Origin of the sequence: Cellulomonas sp. NTE-D12, assembly GCF_027923705.1 — a bacterium.
Classification (GTDB): domain Bacteria; phylum Actinomycetota; class Actinomycetes; order Actinomycetales; family Cellulomonadaceae; genus Cellulomonas.
In genome coordinates this window covers 19,488-33,689 of the sequence record NZ_AP026442.1, presented here as the reverse complement: position 1 = coordinate 33,689, position 14,202 = coordinate 19,488, and the positions used below count along the sequence as shown (strand labels likewise).

General features: G+C 70.0%; 11 protein-coding genes. 5 read left to right on the top strand and 6 right to left on the bottom strand.

Annotated elements, in window-relative coordinates; genetic code table 11:
* Positions 1 to 3 precede the first annotated feature (3 nt).
* Positions 4 to 3,747 carry a replicative DNA helicase gene (locus QMF98_RS00130; protein ID WP_490715631.1) on the bottom strand — a complete coding sequence of 1,248 codons (3,744 nt, stop codon included), beginning with the start codon at positions 3,745 to 3,747 and terminating at the stop codon, positions 4 to 6.
* Between the two features lie 653 nt (positions 3,748 to 4,400).
* Here QMF98_RS00130 and QMF98_RS00125 point away from each other — a divergent pair.
* From QMF98_RS00125 to QMF98_RS00105, 5 genes are all read left to right on the top strand, one after another.
* Positions 4,401 to 5,645, top strand: a complete 1,245-nt coding sequence (locus QMF98_RS00125; RefSeq protein WP_337974089.1) for a branched-chain amino acid ABC transporter substrate-binding protein — start codon at positions 4,401 to 4,403, stop codon at positions 5,643 to 5,645.
* Between the two features lie 99 nt (positions 5,646 to 5,744).
* On the top strand, positions 5,745 to 6,788 hold the full coding sequence (locus QMF98_RS00120; RefSeq protein WP_337974088.1) for a branched-chain amino acid ABC transporter permease: 1,044 nt from the start codon (positions 5,745 to 5,747) through the stop codon (positions 6,786 to 6,788).
* A complete protein-coding gene (locus tag QMF98_RS00115; protein ID WP_337974087.1) occupies positions 6,785 to 8,011 on the top strand; it encodes a branched-chain amino acid ABC transporter permease in 1,227 nt (408 codons plus the stop codon). Before QMF98_RS00120 ends, QMF98_RS00115 begins: the two co-directional genes overlap by 4 nt.
* On the top strand, positions 8,008 to 9,012 hold the full coding sequence (locus QMF98_RS00110) for an ABC transporter ATP-binding protein (RefSeq protein ID WP_337974086.1): 1,005 nt from the start codon (positions 8,008 to 8,010) through the stop codon (positions 9,010 to 9,012). Before QMF98_RS00115 ends, QMF98_RS00110 begins: the two co-directional genes overlap by 4 nt.
* Positions 8,999 to 9,718, top strand: coding sequence for an ABC transporter ATP-binding protein (locus QMF98_RS00105; protein WP_337974085.1), 720 nt, complete (start codon positions 8,999 to 9,001; stop codon positions 9,716 to 9,718). The genes QMF98_RS00110 and QMF98_RS00105 overlap by 14 nt, the downstream gene beginning before the upstream one ends.
* A 107-nt stretch (positions 9,719 to 9,825) precedes the next feature.
* Here the strand turns inward: QMF98_RS00105 and rplI are convergent, their stop codons facing one another.
* The 5 genes from rplI to QMF98_RS00080 form a co-directional block, all read right to left on the bottom strand.
* The gene (gene rplI / locus QMF98_RS00100; RefSeq protein WP_291760318.1) at positions 9,826 to 10,275 is read right to left on the bottom strand and encodes a 50S ribosomal protein L9; all 450 of its coding nucleotides are present in this window, start codon (positions 10,273 to 10,275) and stop codon (positions 9,826 to 9,828) included.
* 14 nt (positions 10,276 to 10,289) lie between these two features.
* Entirely contained in the window at positions 10,290 to 10,526 is a 237-nt protein-coding gene (gene rpsR / locus QMF98_RS00095) for a 30S ribosomal protein S18 (RefSeq protein ID WP_263731870.1), read from the bottom strand.
* Positions 10,527 to 10,595: 69 nt separating this feature from the next.
* The gene (locus tag QMF98_RS00090) at positions 10,596 to 11,123 is read right to left on the bottom strand and encodes a single-stranded DNA-binding protein (RefSeq protein WP_337974084.1); all 528 of its coding nucleotides are present in this window, start codon (positions 11,121 to 11,123) and stop codon (positions 10,596 to 10,598) included.
* 66 nt (positions 11,124 to 11,189) lie between these two features.
* Complete coding sequence (gene rpsF, locus QMF98_RS00085) at positions 11,190 to 11,483, bottom strand: 30S ribosomal protein S6 (RefSeq protein WP_291760311.1); 294 nt, start codon at positions 11,481 to 11,483, stop codon at positions 11,190 to 11,192.
* 190 nt (positions 11,484 to 11,673) lie between these two features.
* A complete protein-coding gene (locus tag QMF98_RS00080) occupies positions 11,674 to 14,100 on the bottom strand; it encodes a transglycosylase domain-containing protein (protein ID WP_337974083.1) in 2,427 nt (808 codons plus the stop codon).
* Between the last annotated feature and the right edge of the window lie 102 nt (positions 14,101 to 14,202).

The window sequence follows — 14,202 nt, the reverse complement described above, 5'->3', positions numbered from 1 at the left end:
CACCTACATCTGCATGTCGACGAAGCGCGAGTAGTGCCCCTGGAACGCCACCGTGATGGTGTCCGTCGGACCGTTTCGGTGCTTGGCCACGATCAGGTCCGCCTCACCTGCACGAGGTGATTCCTTCTCATAGGCGTCCTCGCGGTGCAGCAGGATCACCATGTCCGCGTCCTGCTCGATGCTGTTGTGGACCGCGATGCCGTTCGCGACGAAGTTGTGGGTACCGACCACCGTGGCGTCGAAGACCTGCTGCTCGCCGAGCGGCTCGATCGCCACCACCTGGTCCCACAGCAGGTCGTTCACGGCGAGGATCTCGAGGTCCTCCGACTGCAGCACCTCGGCCACCCGTCCCAGCCGCGCCCTGGACGGAGCGTGCTTCCACAGGGTCGAGCCGCAGAACTGGGTGCCCATCGCCGCGGCGAACTCGCGGTGCGTCATGCCGCGCTCGACCAGGATGTCGCGCACGTCGTCCCACACCTCACGGGGCACCGTGTCGACGTTCGGGTTGCCGGACAGCTCTCGAACGATCTCGAGCAGTCGCTGCGCCTGCACTCCGCGGGCGCCGTGCACACCGATCTCCTGCAAGAACCGCCGCTGGTCGTCGACCCCGGAGATGTCGAGCGTGTAGCCGTCGCGGTAACCCGCCTTACGGACGGTCCGCAACCGAGTCGAGATGCCGAACCGCAGCAGGAGCACCGCGAGCTGTTCCGCGAGCCGACGAGACGTCGACGCGTAGCAGATCCGGCCACCGCGGCCGGTGGCGTTCACGGTGACGGACCCATCCGTCGCCCAGATGTGCCGGAGGAACAGCGCGATCTGCTGCTTCGGCAGGTGGAAGACCTCGGTCGGCACGAACTTCTCGTGGCTCCGGGCGCCGAACAATCCGAAGTCGTCGAGCCATTCCGCGATCGGGTTCCGCTTCCCGCGAGCGAGCCGGTAGGGAGCGGGCAGCCGCAGGGTCGTCACGCGCGCCGCCGCGTAGTCGTCACGGAGCGGCGTGATGCCGAAGGCTGCAGCGGCATCGCTGACGGCAGCGAGGTTCGCCTCGTCGATCGACGCGTACCGGATGGGCTGGCGTCGCACGAACGACCCGTCTCCGAGGAGGTGCGCCAGCATCACCACCTTGCGGTCGTCCCAGTGCGCGGTGCGCTCCGGACCGGGCACGTGCCGCGGCACGCCCAGCCTCGACCCGACGCTCAGCTCCTCGAGCGGCGTCCACCCCTCGTAGGTGAGGAAGGGATGGTTCGCCGTGGCCGTGACTCGCTTGCCGGAGGCGAGGGTGAGCCGGAACACAGGCTTGACGCCGGTCGGGAACACGTGGGTCAGGTGGCGCCGGACGTACTGAAGGCGGTCGTCCAAGGCCCAGACGGGAACGTCACGGGCACCGAGCGCGTAGAGCTCGCCCAAGGTCGTCTCCGCGCCGGTGTCCGCTCGCAGGATCCGGGTGTCCTCCGTCAGGCAGCCCGACTCACGCAGGTCGCTCATCTGCGGCTTCTTGTCGGTCCTCTGTTCCGGACCACGGTTCAGCTGCGAGATGGCGATCACCGGCACCTCGAGCTCCTTGGCGAGCAGCTTCAGCGCACGCGAGAACTCGGACACCTCCTGCTGGCGGGACTCGACGCGCTTGCCGGAGCTCATCAGCTGCAGGTAGTCGATGATCACCAGCTTGAGGTCGTGGCGCTGCTTGAGCCGACGGCACTTGGCGCGGATCTCCATCAGCGACATGTTGGGGGAGTCGTCGATGAACAGGGGCGCCTCGGAGATCTTGCCCATGGTCTGCGCGACCTTGGCCCAGTCGTCCTCGCCCATCTGACCGGTGCGCATCTTCTGCAGGTGCACCCGCGCCTCGGCGGACAGCAGTCGCATGGTGATCTCGTTGCGGCTCATCTCGAGCGAGAACACGACGGACGCCATGTTGTGCTTGATCGAGGCCGACCGGGCGATGTCGATCCCGAGGGTCGAGTTGTGCGTCGGGATCATCGCCGGTCCCGCGAGGTACAGGTGATCGGCGTGCTCGACCTCGACGCACCGGACCGGCACGGAGTCGACCCGGTCGACCGCGACGACCATCCGCTGCCTCAGGCGCGGGGTGGAGGGCCGCCGCCGGTCCTTGTGCACCAGCCGCTTCCGCTCGAGAAGGAACACGTCGTCGTCGGTGGTGAAGGTGATCGTGTACGCCGTGGAGCGGGACTCGCGGCTCCCTGCCACCCGCCGCGTGGACAGTCCGCTGCGGTAGCCCAGCGTGTGGACGAGCTCCCGGGCGTCGGTTGCCAGTCGCTCGTCCGTGAACGTCAGCTGCACGCTGCCCGTCGGGTTGACGGTTCCGTCCGTGTCCAGCAGACCGGCGAGCAGATCGCGGCGCTGCCGCTCGCTGGCACGCAGGTACTGCGCCGGGATGTGCTTCGACCCCAGCACGCCGAGGGTCCGGAGCCGCCACTCGACGTCCGGCGCGCCGCAGACCTCGCACTCCCGCTCCGCGAACGGCTCAGCGGGAGGCAGCGCGATCCCGTAGCCGCGGGTACCCGCCGGCCCCCGCGACCACACCGTCGCGGGGGCCACGTACCCGCGCGACTCGATCTCCATCGCGATCTCGGGGTCGGCCGACACGAAGCGCGCGCCGTCCGCGCTGCCGTCCCCCAGCCACACGCCGAGGACGTACGGGTCGACGAGGAGCTCGGCCTCCGGCAGGTCGAGCGGCGCCGCCGTGTCGACGCTGTGGTTGGCACGCTGGTCCACGGTGGCGCACCGCAACGTCGCCGCGAGCTCCTCCGTCGTCCGGATTCCCAGCCGGCCCCGGTCGCTGCGGCGCCGGTCCGCGCGAGTGCGCGTCGCCCACTGGTGCCACGCGTCCGCGACGATCGTCGAGCCGTCGTCGAAGGTGACGCGGTAGCAGGGGCGGCCGGTCATCACGTCCGTGGCGGCCACCACCCGGGTGGGTGTGCCGTCGGCGGAGAGCAGGAGGTCGCCGACCTGCACGTCGCCCATCGTCATCCACCCGGTGGGTGTCGGGAGCGCGGTGTCGAGCGCCAGCGCCTTCCCGATGGCCGGCCGAGCGGCGATCACGATCATCTGACCGGCGTGCAGGCCGTTGGTCAGCCGGTCCAGGTCGGCGAACCCGGTCGGCACCCCCTGCATGCCCTCGCCACGGTGACCGGCCGCCTCGATCTCGTCGACGGTGCCGCCGATGATCTGCGACAGCGGCAGGAAGTCCTCGCTGGCCCGCCTCTCGGTGACCGCGTACACCTCGGCCTGGGCGGAGTTCACCAGCTCGTCGACGTCGCCGCCGTCGGTGGCGTAGCCGAGCTGCGTGATCCGGGTGCCCGCCTCGACCAGACGCCGCAGGATGGCCCGCTCGCGGACGATGCGCGCGTAGTAGCCGGCGTTCGCGGCGGTCGGGACGGTGGCGATCAGCGTGTGCAGGTACGGCGCACCGCCGATGCGGCCGATCTCACCGCGCTTGGTCAGCTCGTCGGCGACCGTGACCGCGTCGGCCGGCTCGCCGCGGCCGTACAGGTCGAGGATCGCCTCGTACACGATCTCGTGGGCGGGCCGGTAGAAGTCGGTGCCGCGCAGCTGCTCGATGACGTCGGCGATCGCGTCCTTGCTGATCATCATGCCGCCGAGCACGGACCGCTCCGCGTCCAGGTCCTGGGGCGGGAGCCGGTCTGCCGGGTCGTACCGCCGGTCGCCGGAGTCGCCGTGCGACCGCGCGGACGGCACGCCGTACTCCAGGTCCTCGATGGTCACCGGTCCTCCACCCCGCTCGCCGTCCTGCACTCTCGAACGTGTGTTCTACCGGACGCCACCGACATCCTCACGGACACCGCCCCCTGCGACCGCACGCACGGCCCGTCCACGAGGGGCCAGGGCGAGAGTAGGCGGCCGCCGCCGCACCGCTCAACGACCGCCGTCCACACCCCCTGTGGAGCCACGGCGGCGCGGCTGTGCACAGTTGGTGGACAGCCTTGTGGACAACCGTCCGGAACGTCTTCCGGCACGTCAGCGACCTGCGACAGCGCTGTGCACGGGCTGTGGAGCGCATCCCCATCATCACGAATTGGTCTCGGATTCACACCGTGGACAGCCTGCGGACACCTGCCGACGCGGGCTGTCCGGTTCGTCCCCAGCCCGGTCCCCAGCACCGACGCACCCGTGACGCCGCAGCGGTCCGATGTGACGCGTCGGTAACAGGCATCGCATCCCGGCCGGTTGACCCCTACCATCGTCGTCACCCGAGTCGAGGGCGTGATCGCATCGTGGCCCTCCGGATCTCGACTCGTGATCCGTTTGCGTGTGAAGTGGAAACTCCACGGAAACGCAACGGGCCTACCTTGCGTGCCAACCCGACGCTCAGGGGTCGGGACGGAGGCCGTGCCTCGACCAACCAGGAGGTAGCACACATGCGCAGATCGACACCGCGGCTCGCGGGCGTGGCGCTCGTCATGACCGCCGGCCTCGTGCTGGCCGGCTGTTCCTCGAAGAGCACGGGCGGCGGCGGCGGGGGCAGCACCTCAGGCGCAACCGGCGGCAGCTCCGCCTCCAGCAGCCTGTCCATCCAGCCGCTCGTGCAGGTGGACGCGACCGGCAAGAAGGTGTCCGCCTCGGGCAGCGGCGCCGCTGCCGACCCGGCCGGCGACGGCAAGGCGACCTGCAGCAACATCTCGATCGCGATGGCCGGTGCCCTCACCGGTCCCAACGCGGCCCTCGGCACCAACATCCTCAACGGGCTGAAGCTCGCGGTCGACCAGCACAACAAGGCGAACGCCGGCTGCCAGGTCACCGTTAAGCAGTTCGACACCGAGGGTGACCAGCAGAAGGCCACCCAGGTAGCGCCGCAGATCGTCTCGGACAGCACGGTGATCGGGCTGCTCGGCCCCGCGTTCTCGGGTGAGACGAAGGCGACCGGCACCATCTTCAACCAGGCGGGCCTGCTGTCCCTCACGGCCTCGGCCACCAACCCGAGCCTGACCACCAACGGCTGGAACAACTTCTTCCGTGGCCTGGGCAACGACAACTCCCAGGGCGGCGCGATCGCCAGCTACATGAAGGACACGCTGGGCTACAAGAAGGTCTGCGTGATCCAGGACGACTCCGACTACGGCATCGGCCTGGCCACCGTCGTCGCGAAGACGCTCGGCTCCGTCGCCGTCTCCTCCTGCAACGCCAAGGTGAAGACGGGTGACAAGGACTTCTCGGCCGCGGTGCAGCTGGTGAAGGACGCATCGCCCGACGCCGTGTACTACGGCGGCTACTACGCCGAGGCGGCGCCCCTGGTGTCCCAGCTGCGTCAGGGCGGTGTGACCGCGGCGTTCGCCTCCGGCGACGGCACCAACGACCCCGAGTTCGTCAAGCAGGCAGGCAACGCGTCCAAGGGCGCCTACCTCACCTGCCCGTGCGGCCCGGCCCCGGACAAGTTCGCGGCAGACTACAAGGCGATGTTCTCCGTCGCCCCCGGCGTCTACTCGGTCGAGGCGTACGACCTCGGCACGATCATGCTGAAGGGCATCGACAAGGGCATCACCGCCCGCGGCGACCTGGTCAAGTTCGTCTCGTCGTACGACGGCGCCGGGCTGGCCAAGAACTACAAGTGGGACTCGACGGGTGAGCTGGCCTCGGCCAGCACCTGGGTCTACCAGGTGAAGTGACCCCGGACGACGGCCGGGCCCACCAGGGCCCGGCCGTCGTCGTCAGTCCCGCTCGCCCCGTCATGGCCGCGTGCCGTGGCGGTTCTCGTTAGGAGCAACATGAGCGTCCTCCTGCTCGCCGGCGGGCACGTCCTCGCCGGAAGCATGGTCAGCGCCTTCGACATCGGCGCCCTCGGCCGCAACTTCTGGGCCCTGACGGTCGACGGCCTGACCTACGGGTCCATCTACGCCCTGGTCGCGGTCGGTTACACGCTGGTCTACGGGGTGCTGCGCCTGATCAACTTCGCGCACTCCGAGATCTTCATGTTCGGCATGTTCGGCCAGTACGCGACGCTGATGCTGCTCGGCTTCAGTCCCAGCGGGGACGCCTACCAGCAGGGCACGCTGATGACGATCCTGTACCTGCTCGTCGCGATGGTCGGCGGCATGGCGGTCGCCGGCGGTGCCGCGGTGGGGCTCGAACGGGTGGCCTACCGGCCGTTGCGGCGCCGTGGCGCCCCGGCCCTCGTCTTCCTCATCACCGCGATCGGCGCCTCCTTCGTGCTGCAGGAGTTCGTGCACTTCGTGCTGCCCAAGCTGACGGGCGGCAACCTCGGCGGCGTGAACGCGCAGCAGCCGATCCGGCTGGTCCAGGCGACCGCCCAGTTCCACTTCGGCAACGCGACGGTGAACAACGTCGAGCTGGTGATCGTCGCCTCCGCCCTCGCGCTGGCCTTCGCCACCGACCGGTTCATCAACGCCACCAAGTTCGGCCGCGGCATCCGCGCCGTCGCGCAGGACCCGGTCACCGCCACGCTGATGGGTGTGTCGCGCGAGCGCGTGATCATGCTGACGTTCCTGGTCGGCGGCATCCTGGCCGGTGCCGCCGGCCTGCTGTACACGCTCCGGGTGCCCAGCGGCATCCTCTACTCCGGCGGGTTCATCCTCGGCATCAAGGCGTTCGCCGCCGCGGTGCTCGGCGGGATCGGCAACCTGCGCGGCGCGCTGCTCGGCGGCCTGCTGTTGGGCGTCATGGAGCTGTACGGGCAGGCCCTGTTCGGCACCGAGTGGCGCGACGTCGTCGCGTTCGTGCTGCTCATCCTGGTGCTCATGTTCCGGCCGACCGGCATCCTGGGTGAGTCGTTGGGGAGGGCCCGCGCATGAGCACCGACAGCTCGACCGCCACCGTGGCCGCGCCGCATCTCGGTGTCGGCGACCGCATCCGGCTGTGGTGGGACACCCTGCCGCGGCAGACCCAGTGGCTGGTCGGCATCCCGGCGATCGTGCTGATCGCCCTGCTGCCCGTGCTCCGCCCGCCGGTGCTCACCACCGTCGGCACCGACTTCGGCGGGGTGCTCGCCCAGTTCGGCATGTACGCGCTGCTGGCCATCGGGCTCAACGTCGTCGTCGGCCAGGCCGGTCTGCTGGACCTGGGCTACGTCGGCTTCTACGCGATCGGCGCCTACACCGTCGGCCTGATCACCAGCCCGGACAGCCCGTGGCGGGTGCACTGGCTCGACCCGCACTGGGCGTGGCTCGCCGCACTGCCGGTCGCCGTCGCCCTGACCGCCATCTCCGGCCTGATCCTCGGCACGCCGACGTTGCGCCTGCGCGGCGACTACCTGGCGATCGTCACCCTCGGTTTCGGCGAGATCGTCCGGCTGCTCGCGGACAACCTGTCCGACATCACCGGCGGCGGTCGCGGCCTGTCCCGGATCGCCTACCCCGTGGTCGGCACCAGCAGCACCCACCCCACCGGCGTGTTCTCGGCCGGGAACACCAGCCACCCGCTGAACTCCGGCACGGCGTGGTTCTGGCTCTCCCTGGTGCTGATCGTCGTGGTGCTGGTGCTCGTCGGGAACCTGGAGCGGTCGCGCGTGGGCCGCGCCTGGGTCGCGATCCGCGAGGACGAGGACGCGGCCGAGATCATGGGCGTCCCCACGTTCAAGTTCAAGCTGTGGGCGTTCTTGATCGGCGCCTCGATCGGCGGCCTGTCCGGTGCCCTGTACGCCGGCCAGGTCCAGTTCGTCGTGCCGACCACGTTCAACGTGATCAACTCGATGCTCTTCCTGTGCGCCGTGGTGCTCGGCGGTCAGGGCAACAAGCTCGGCGTGATCCTCGGCGCGTTCATCGTCGTCTACCTGCCCAACTTCTTCATCGGGCGGACCAACCTGTTCGGCATCCCGATCAACGGCAACGAGATCGCCAACTACAAGTACCTGTTCTTCGGCGTCGCCCTGATGGTGCTGATGATCTTCCGACCACAAGGCCTGTTCCCCGCCCGGCAGAAGCTGCTGACCTACGGCCGTGACGTGTACGCCGCGGCGCGGCGGGCGGCCACCGCGCTGACGCACCGAACCGAGGAGACCGTGGGGGAGGCCCGATGAGCATCAACCCGCAGATGCCGGAGGCCGGGTCCGAGCACTCCGAGCAGCACCGCGGCACCGAGTCCCGGTACGTCACCGAGGACTCGGTCGCCGAGGAGTTCCTGCCCGACGGTGGTGTGATCGACGAGGTGCCGGTCGATGTCGCCGAGGTCAACCCCGACCTGGCCAACCCCGAGCTGGTCGCCGAGCTGGTGGCGCCGGACCGCACCATCCGCACCGAGGTCGGCGGCTCCCTGCTCCAGATGGACGCCGTCACCGTGCGGTTCGGCGGCCTGACGGCGCTCGACGCCGTGACGTTCGAGATCAGGCGCGGCGAGATCCTCGGCCTGATCGGCCCCAACGGCGCCGGCAAGACGACCTGCTTCAACACCATGACGGGCGTCTACCGGCCCACCTCGGGTCAGGTCGTCTTCGACGGCCGGCCGATCGGCGCGATCAAGCGGAACCAGATCACGCGGCTCGGCATCGCCCGCACGTTCCAGAACATCCGGCTGTTCTCCGACATGACGGCGCTGGAGAACGTGATCGTCGGCACCGACGCCCGGCACCGCACCTCGGTGCCCGGGGCGGTGTTCCGGTCCAAGCGACACCGGGCCGAGGAGCGCGACGCGCTGGAGCGCGGCATGGCGCTGCTGGAGTTCGTCGGCATCGGCAAGCGCGCCACGCAGCAGGCGCGGAACCTGCCCTACGGCGACCAGCGCCGCCTGGAGATCGCCCGGGCCCTGGCCACCGAGCCCAAGCTGCTCTGCCTGGACGAGCCGGCCGCCGGCTTCAACCCGGCGGAGAAGCAGCAGCTGATGGACCTGATCCGCAAGATCCGCGACGACGGCTACACCGTGCTGCTGATCGAGCACGACATGCGCCTGGTGATGGGCGTGACCGACCGCGTGGTGGTGCTGGAGTTCGGCCGCAAGATCGCCGACGGCCTGCCCGCGGACGTGTCCGCCGACCCGGCCGTGATCGCTGCCTACCTGGGGGTTCCCGACGATGCCACTGCTTGAGCTGAAGGACCTCACGGTCTCCTACGGCCGGATCGAGGCCGTGCGCGGCATCTCGCTGACGGTCGACGAGGGCGAGCTGGTCACCCTGATCGGCGCCAACGGCGCGGGCAAGACGACGACGATGCGCGCGATCTCCGGCATCCGGCAGCTGTCCCGCGGCTCCGTGTGGTTCGACGGCAAGGACATCAGCCGGATGAAGGCCCACGAGCGGGTGCTGGCCGGCATCGTCCAGGCGCCCGAGGGACGCGGTGTGTTCCCCGGCATGACCGTGGTGGAGAACCTCGAGATGGGCGCCTACGCCCGGGTGTTCCCCACCAAGGCCGAGCACGACGAGACGCTGGCGCGGGTGTACGAGCTGTTCCCGCGCCTGCACGAGCGCCGCGACCAGGTGGGCGGCACGCTGTCCGGTGGTGAGCAGCAGATGCTCGCCATCGGCCGCGCGCTGATGGCCCGGCCTCGGCTGCTGCTGCTCGACGAGCCGTCCATGGGCCTGGCGCCGATGGTGATCCAGCAGATCTTCCGGATCGTCACCGAGATCAACCAGGCCGGGACGACGATCCTGCTCGTCGAGCAGAACGCGCAGCAGGCGCTGTCCCGCTCGCACCGCGCGTACATCCTGGAGACCGGTGAGGTGGTGACCTCCGGCGCCGGCAAGGAGCTGCTGGCGGACCCGGCCGTCAAGCAGGCCTACCTCGGCGTCGCCTGACCTCGGCCTCAGCCCGGCCCGGCGGCAGCCCGCGTACCCGGCCACCGACGCAGAACGCCCCGCCACCCGGATCCCGGGGGCGGGGCGTTCTGCGTCGTTGCGGAGCGTCAGGCCTTGACGACCTTGACGGTCACCTTGGCGGCGACCTCCGGGTGCAGGCGGACCTGCACCGAGTAGTCGCCGACCGACTTGATCGCCTGGGCGATCTCGATCTTGCGCTTGTCCACGGCCGGAGCGCCCGCGGCGACGAGCGCCGCAGCGATCTCGGCGGTGGTGACGGCGCCGAACAGCCGGCCGCTGTCGCCGGCCTTGGCGGCCACCGTCACCGGCTTGGACTGCAGCGAGTCGCGCGTGGCCTTCGCCTCGTCCAGCGTCGCGATCTCGCGCGCCTTACGAGCCTTGCGGATGGCCGCGACGTCCTTCTCGGCACCCGTGGTCCACGGCGTGGCCAGGCTGCGCGGGATCAGGTAGTTGCGGGCGTACCCGTCCTTGACCTCGACCACGTCGCCCGGGGCGCCGAGGCCGGTGACCTCGTGGGTCAGGATGATCTTCGCCATGTCGGTCCCCTTCCTCAGCGTGCCGACGACGAGTACGGCAGCAGGGCCATCTCGCGGGCGTTCTTGACGGCGCGGGCGATCGCCCGCTGCTCCTGGACGGACACCCCGGTCACCCGGCGAGCGCGGATCTTCCCGCGGTCGGAGATGAACTTGCGCAGCAGCGCGGTGTCCTTGTAGTCGACGACGTCGATCTTCGACGCCTTCAGCGGGTTCTGCTTCTTCTTGGGCTTGCGAACGACGGGCTTGGCCATCGTGGTGCTCCTCGTCTGTCGGAGCCCCGGGCTTGCCCGGCCCGGGGATGGGAATCAATCAGTTGTCTGTCAGAAGGGGGGCTCGTCGGAGTAGCCGCCGGCCGACCCACCCGCGGGCGTGGCCCACGGGTCGTCCTGCTGGCTGCCGCCGGAACCACCCTGACCGCCGTACCCGCCGGCGCCGCCGAAGCCACCGCCGCCACCACCACCGAAGCCGCCGCCACCGCCGGACCGCTGGGTCCGGGTGACCTTGGCCGTGGCGTAGCGCAGCGACGGACCGACCTCGTCCACCTGCAGCTCGACCACCGTGCGCTTCTCGCCCTCACGGGTCTCGTAGGAGCGCTGGACGAGCCGGCCGACGACGATGACGCGCGTGCCCTTGGTCAGCGACTCGGCGACCGACTCGGCCGCCTCCCGCCAGATCGAGCAGCGCATGAACAGCGTCTCGCCGTCCTTCCACTCGTTCGACTGGCGGTCGAACGTGCGGGGGGTGGACGCGACCGTGAAGTTCGCGACCGCGGCCCCGGACGGGGTGAAGCGCAGCTCCGGGTCCCCGGTCAGGTTCCCGATCACCGTGATGGTGGTCTCACCGGCCATGCCAGCTCCTCGCAGGTTCGTGTCGACTGACTTCGGCGCACGCTAGCGGCGGGCACCCACAACGGGTCAGGCGTCGGTGCGGAGCACCTTGGTGCGCAGCACGACCTCGTTGAGGCCCAGCTGGCGGTCGAGCTCCTTGGCGGTCGCGGCGCTCGCGGTGAAGTTGACGACGGCGTAGATGCCCTCGGCCTTCTTCTTGATGTCGTACGCGAGACGACGGCGGCCCCAGATGTCCACCTTGTCGACGCTGCCGCCGTCGGACTTCACGACGGTCAGGTACTTGTCGAGCGACGGGGCGACGGTGCGCTCCTCGATCTCGGGGTCGAGGATGATCATGATCTCGTACTGACGCAGGCTCATACCCACCTCCTCTGGTCTTCGCGGCCACGGTCGGTCCGTGGCAGGAGGGTCTGTGCGTCCGCCCCCGGGCAGCCGTCAGGACGACGACGAGCACGCGGGGCAGCGGCCCATCGTAGCGTGCGGTGCGCAGCCCCCGGTCCGGGGCTGTGGGCGACGGCGCCTTCGCGGCTGGACGGCGGTCAGAGCCGGATCAGGGCGTGGTCTTCGGGGCCGGTCCGCCCGCCGTCGCCGAGGTGCTCGGCACGGGCGCGGATGTCGTCGCAGGCGGCGCCGCCGGACCGGTGGACACCGTGAGGGTCACGGAGGACCCGGCCGGCACGGTGGTGCCGGACGCCGGCGACGCGGAGATGACGCGGCCGGCAGGGACCGTGGCCGACGGCGCGGTGACGATCACCGCGGAGAGGCCGACGTTCTGCAACGCCCCCGAGGCGTCCGCCTCGGTGCGGCCGACGAGGCCACCGGGCACCTGCACGGTCGTCGGCGCCTGGGTGGTCGGCTCGGTTGTCGGCGTCGCGGTGTCGGTCGGGACGGCCGTCGGCGTCGCCGTCGGCTTGTTCCCGATCCACGCCGGCTGCGGGAAGTCGGACTTCGGCGTCCACTGCGGCATCGCGAGCACCGGCTTCATGTAGTCGGCCCACAGGGCGGCCGGCCACGTGCCACCGGTGATCTCCTTGATGCCGGCGCCGAAGGGCGTGATCGTCTCCTGCGACTTGCCGTCCTCGCCCACCTGGCTCATCGCGACCACCGACGTGATGCTGGTGGTGAAGCCGTCGAACCACGCCGAGGTGGTGTTCGAGGACGTCCCGGTCTTGCCGGCGATCGGGATGTTCAACGGGCTGATCCACTGGTGCCCGGTCCCGGACTTGTTCTGCACCACCTGCTGCATGGCGTACGTCGTGTCCGCCATGACGTCGGCCGGGAACGCCGGCTTGCCGGCGCTGCCGCCCTTGAAGGCCGTCTTCCCGTTGGAGTCGAGCACCTCGCGCACGATGAAGGTCGGGTGCTGCACGCCCTGCGAGGCGATCGTGGCGTACGCGCCCGCCATCTCGAGCGGGTGCACCGTGCCCGAGCCGAGGACGTTGGAGTTCACCGGAGGGACGGTGGAGGTGACCCCGGCCGCCTTGGCGGCAGCCGCCGACGCGTCCTGCCCGACCTTCAGGTTCAGCTGGGCGTAGACGGTGTTCACCGACTCCGCCGTGGCCTTCACCAGGTCCATGTACCCCGGGTCGCCCTTCTCGTAGTTGACGACCTTGTTGTCCTTGCCGGAGGGATCCCAGCCGGGGATGATCTGCGGCGACGCGCCGTTGAACGTCGTCTTGAGCCCGATCCCCTTCTCCAGCGCCGCGATGAGCGTGAAGGGCTTGAAGGTCGAGCCCGCCTGGATCGCGTCGTACGTCGCGGTGTTCCGCTGGTCCTTCAGGTAGTCGGCCCCGCCGTAGAGCGCGACGATCGAGCCGTCGGCCTGGTTGACGCTGGTGATCGCCACGCGCGTCCGCGGGTTCGGCGTCGCGCCGTTGGCCAGCTTGCCCGAGTACAGGTCTCCGGCGGCGCGCACCGCCTCGTTCTGCACGGCCGGGTCGATCGTCGTGATGATCGTGTAGCCGCCGGTCTTGATGTCGCCGACCGACAGGTTCATCGACGTCTGCAGCTCGTCCAGCACCATCTGCAGCAGGTACCCGTTGGTGCCCGCCATGGCGTTCGACTGCTTGTACTGCACGGTCTGCGGGAACTCCTGCTTGTCCCGGTCCGCCTGGGAGAGGAAACCGCCCTTGACCATGTAGTCCAGCACGCGGTTCCAGCGGGCCTTCGCCTTGTCGGGGGCGTTGGCCGGGTCCCAGTTGTTGGGCGACGGGATGATGCCGGCGAGCAGCGCGGCCTGCGAGACGGTGAGGTCCTTGGCGTCCACGCCGAAGTACGACTGGGCGGCCGCCTGGATGCCGTAGGAGTCGCGGCCCAGGTAGATCGTGTTGAGGTACCGGCCGAGGATCTGGTCCTTGGACTCGGTGCGGCCGATCTTGATGGCGAGCATCGCCTCTTCGGCCTTGCCGATGTAGTTCGTCGTCGTCCGGTTCTTGTAGTACGTCTTCACGTACTGCTCGGTCAGCGTCGAGGCGCCCTGCTGCGCGTTGCCGCGCAGGTTGTTCCACAGGGCGCGGGCGATGCCCTTCGGGTCGACCCCGGCGTTCTGGTAGAAGGTCTGGTCCTCCGAGGCGACCACGGCCTTGCCGACGTACGACGGCAGCGTCGAGTAGTCGACGATGTCGCGCTTCTGGTCGGCGAACGTGCCCATCACCGGGCCGCGCGAACCGTCGGCGTTGTTGGCGAAGTAGACCGTGGAAGTCTGGAACTTCACCTGGGCGGACGGGGACGGGACCTTGAGCGTCGCGTAGGCGGCGACCGCGGCACCGAGCCCGACGAAGACCAGGCCGAGGAGCGTGCCGAGCACGACGCGCCAGGACGGCAGCCAGCGGCGGAAGCCGGTGACGGTGGACCGGGGGTAGTCGAAGAAGCGGCGGCGACCCGTTGCCGCGCCGCGGCCGGACCGGCCGGCGGCGGGACGACGGGCGGAGCCCCGGCGGGACCGGGGCGGCGGGGTGCGCCGACTGCTCGCTGACAACGCAGGGCCTTCCGGACGACGACGGGGACGGTCCCGGACGCGCCAAGCAGGGCTGAACGGGCGCCCAGGACTCACAGCAGTATGGGGGACCACCCCCTGCGG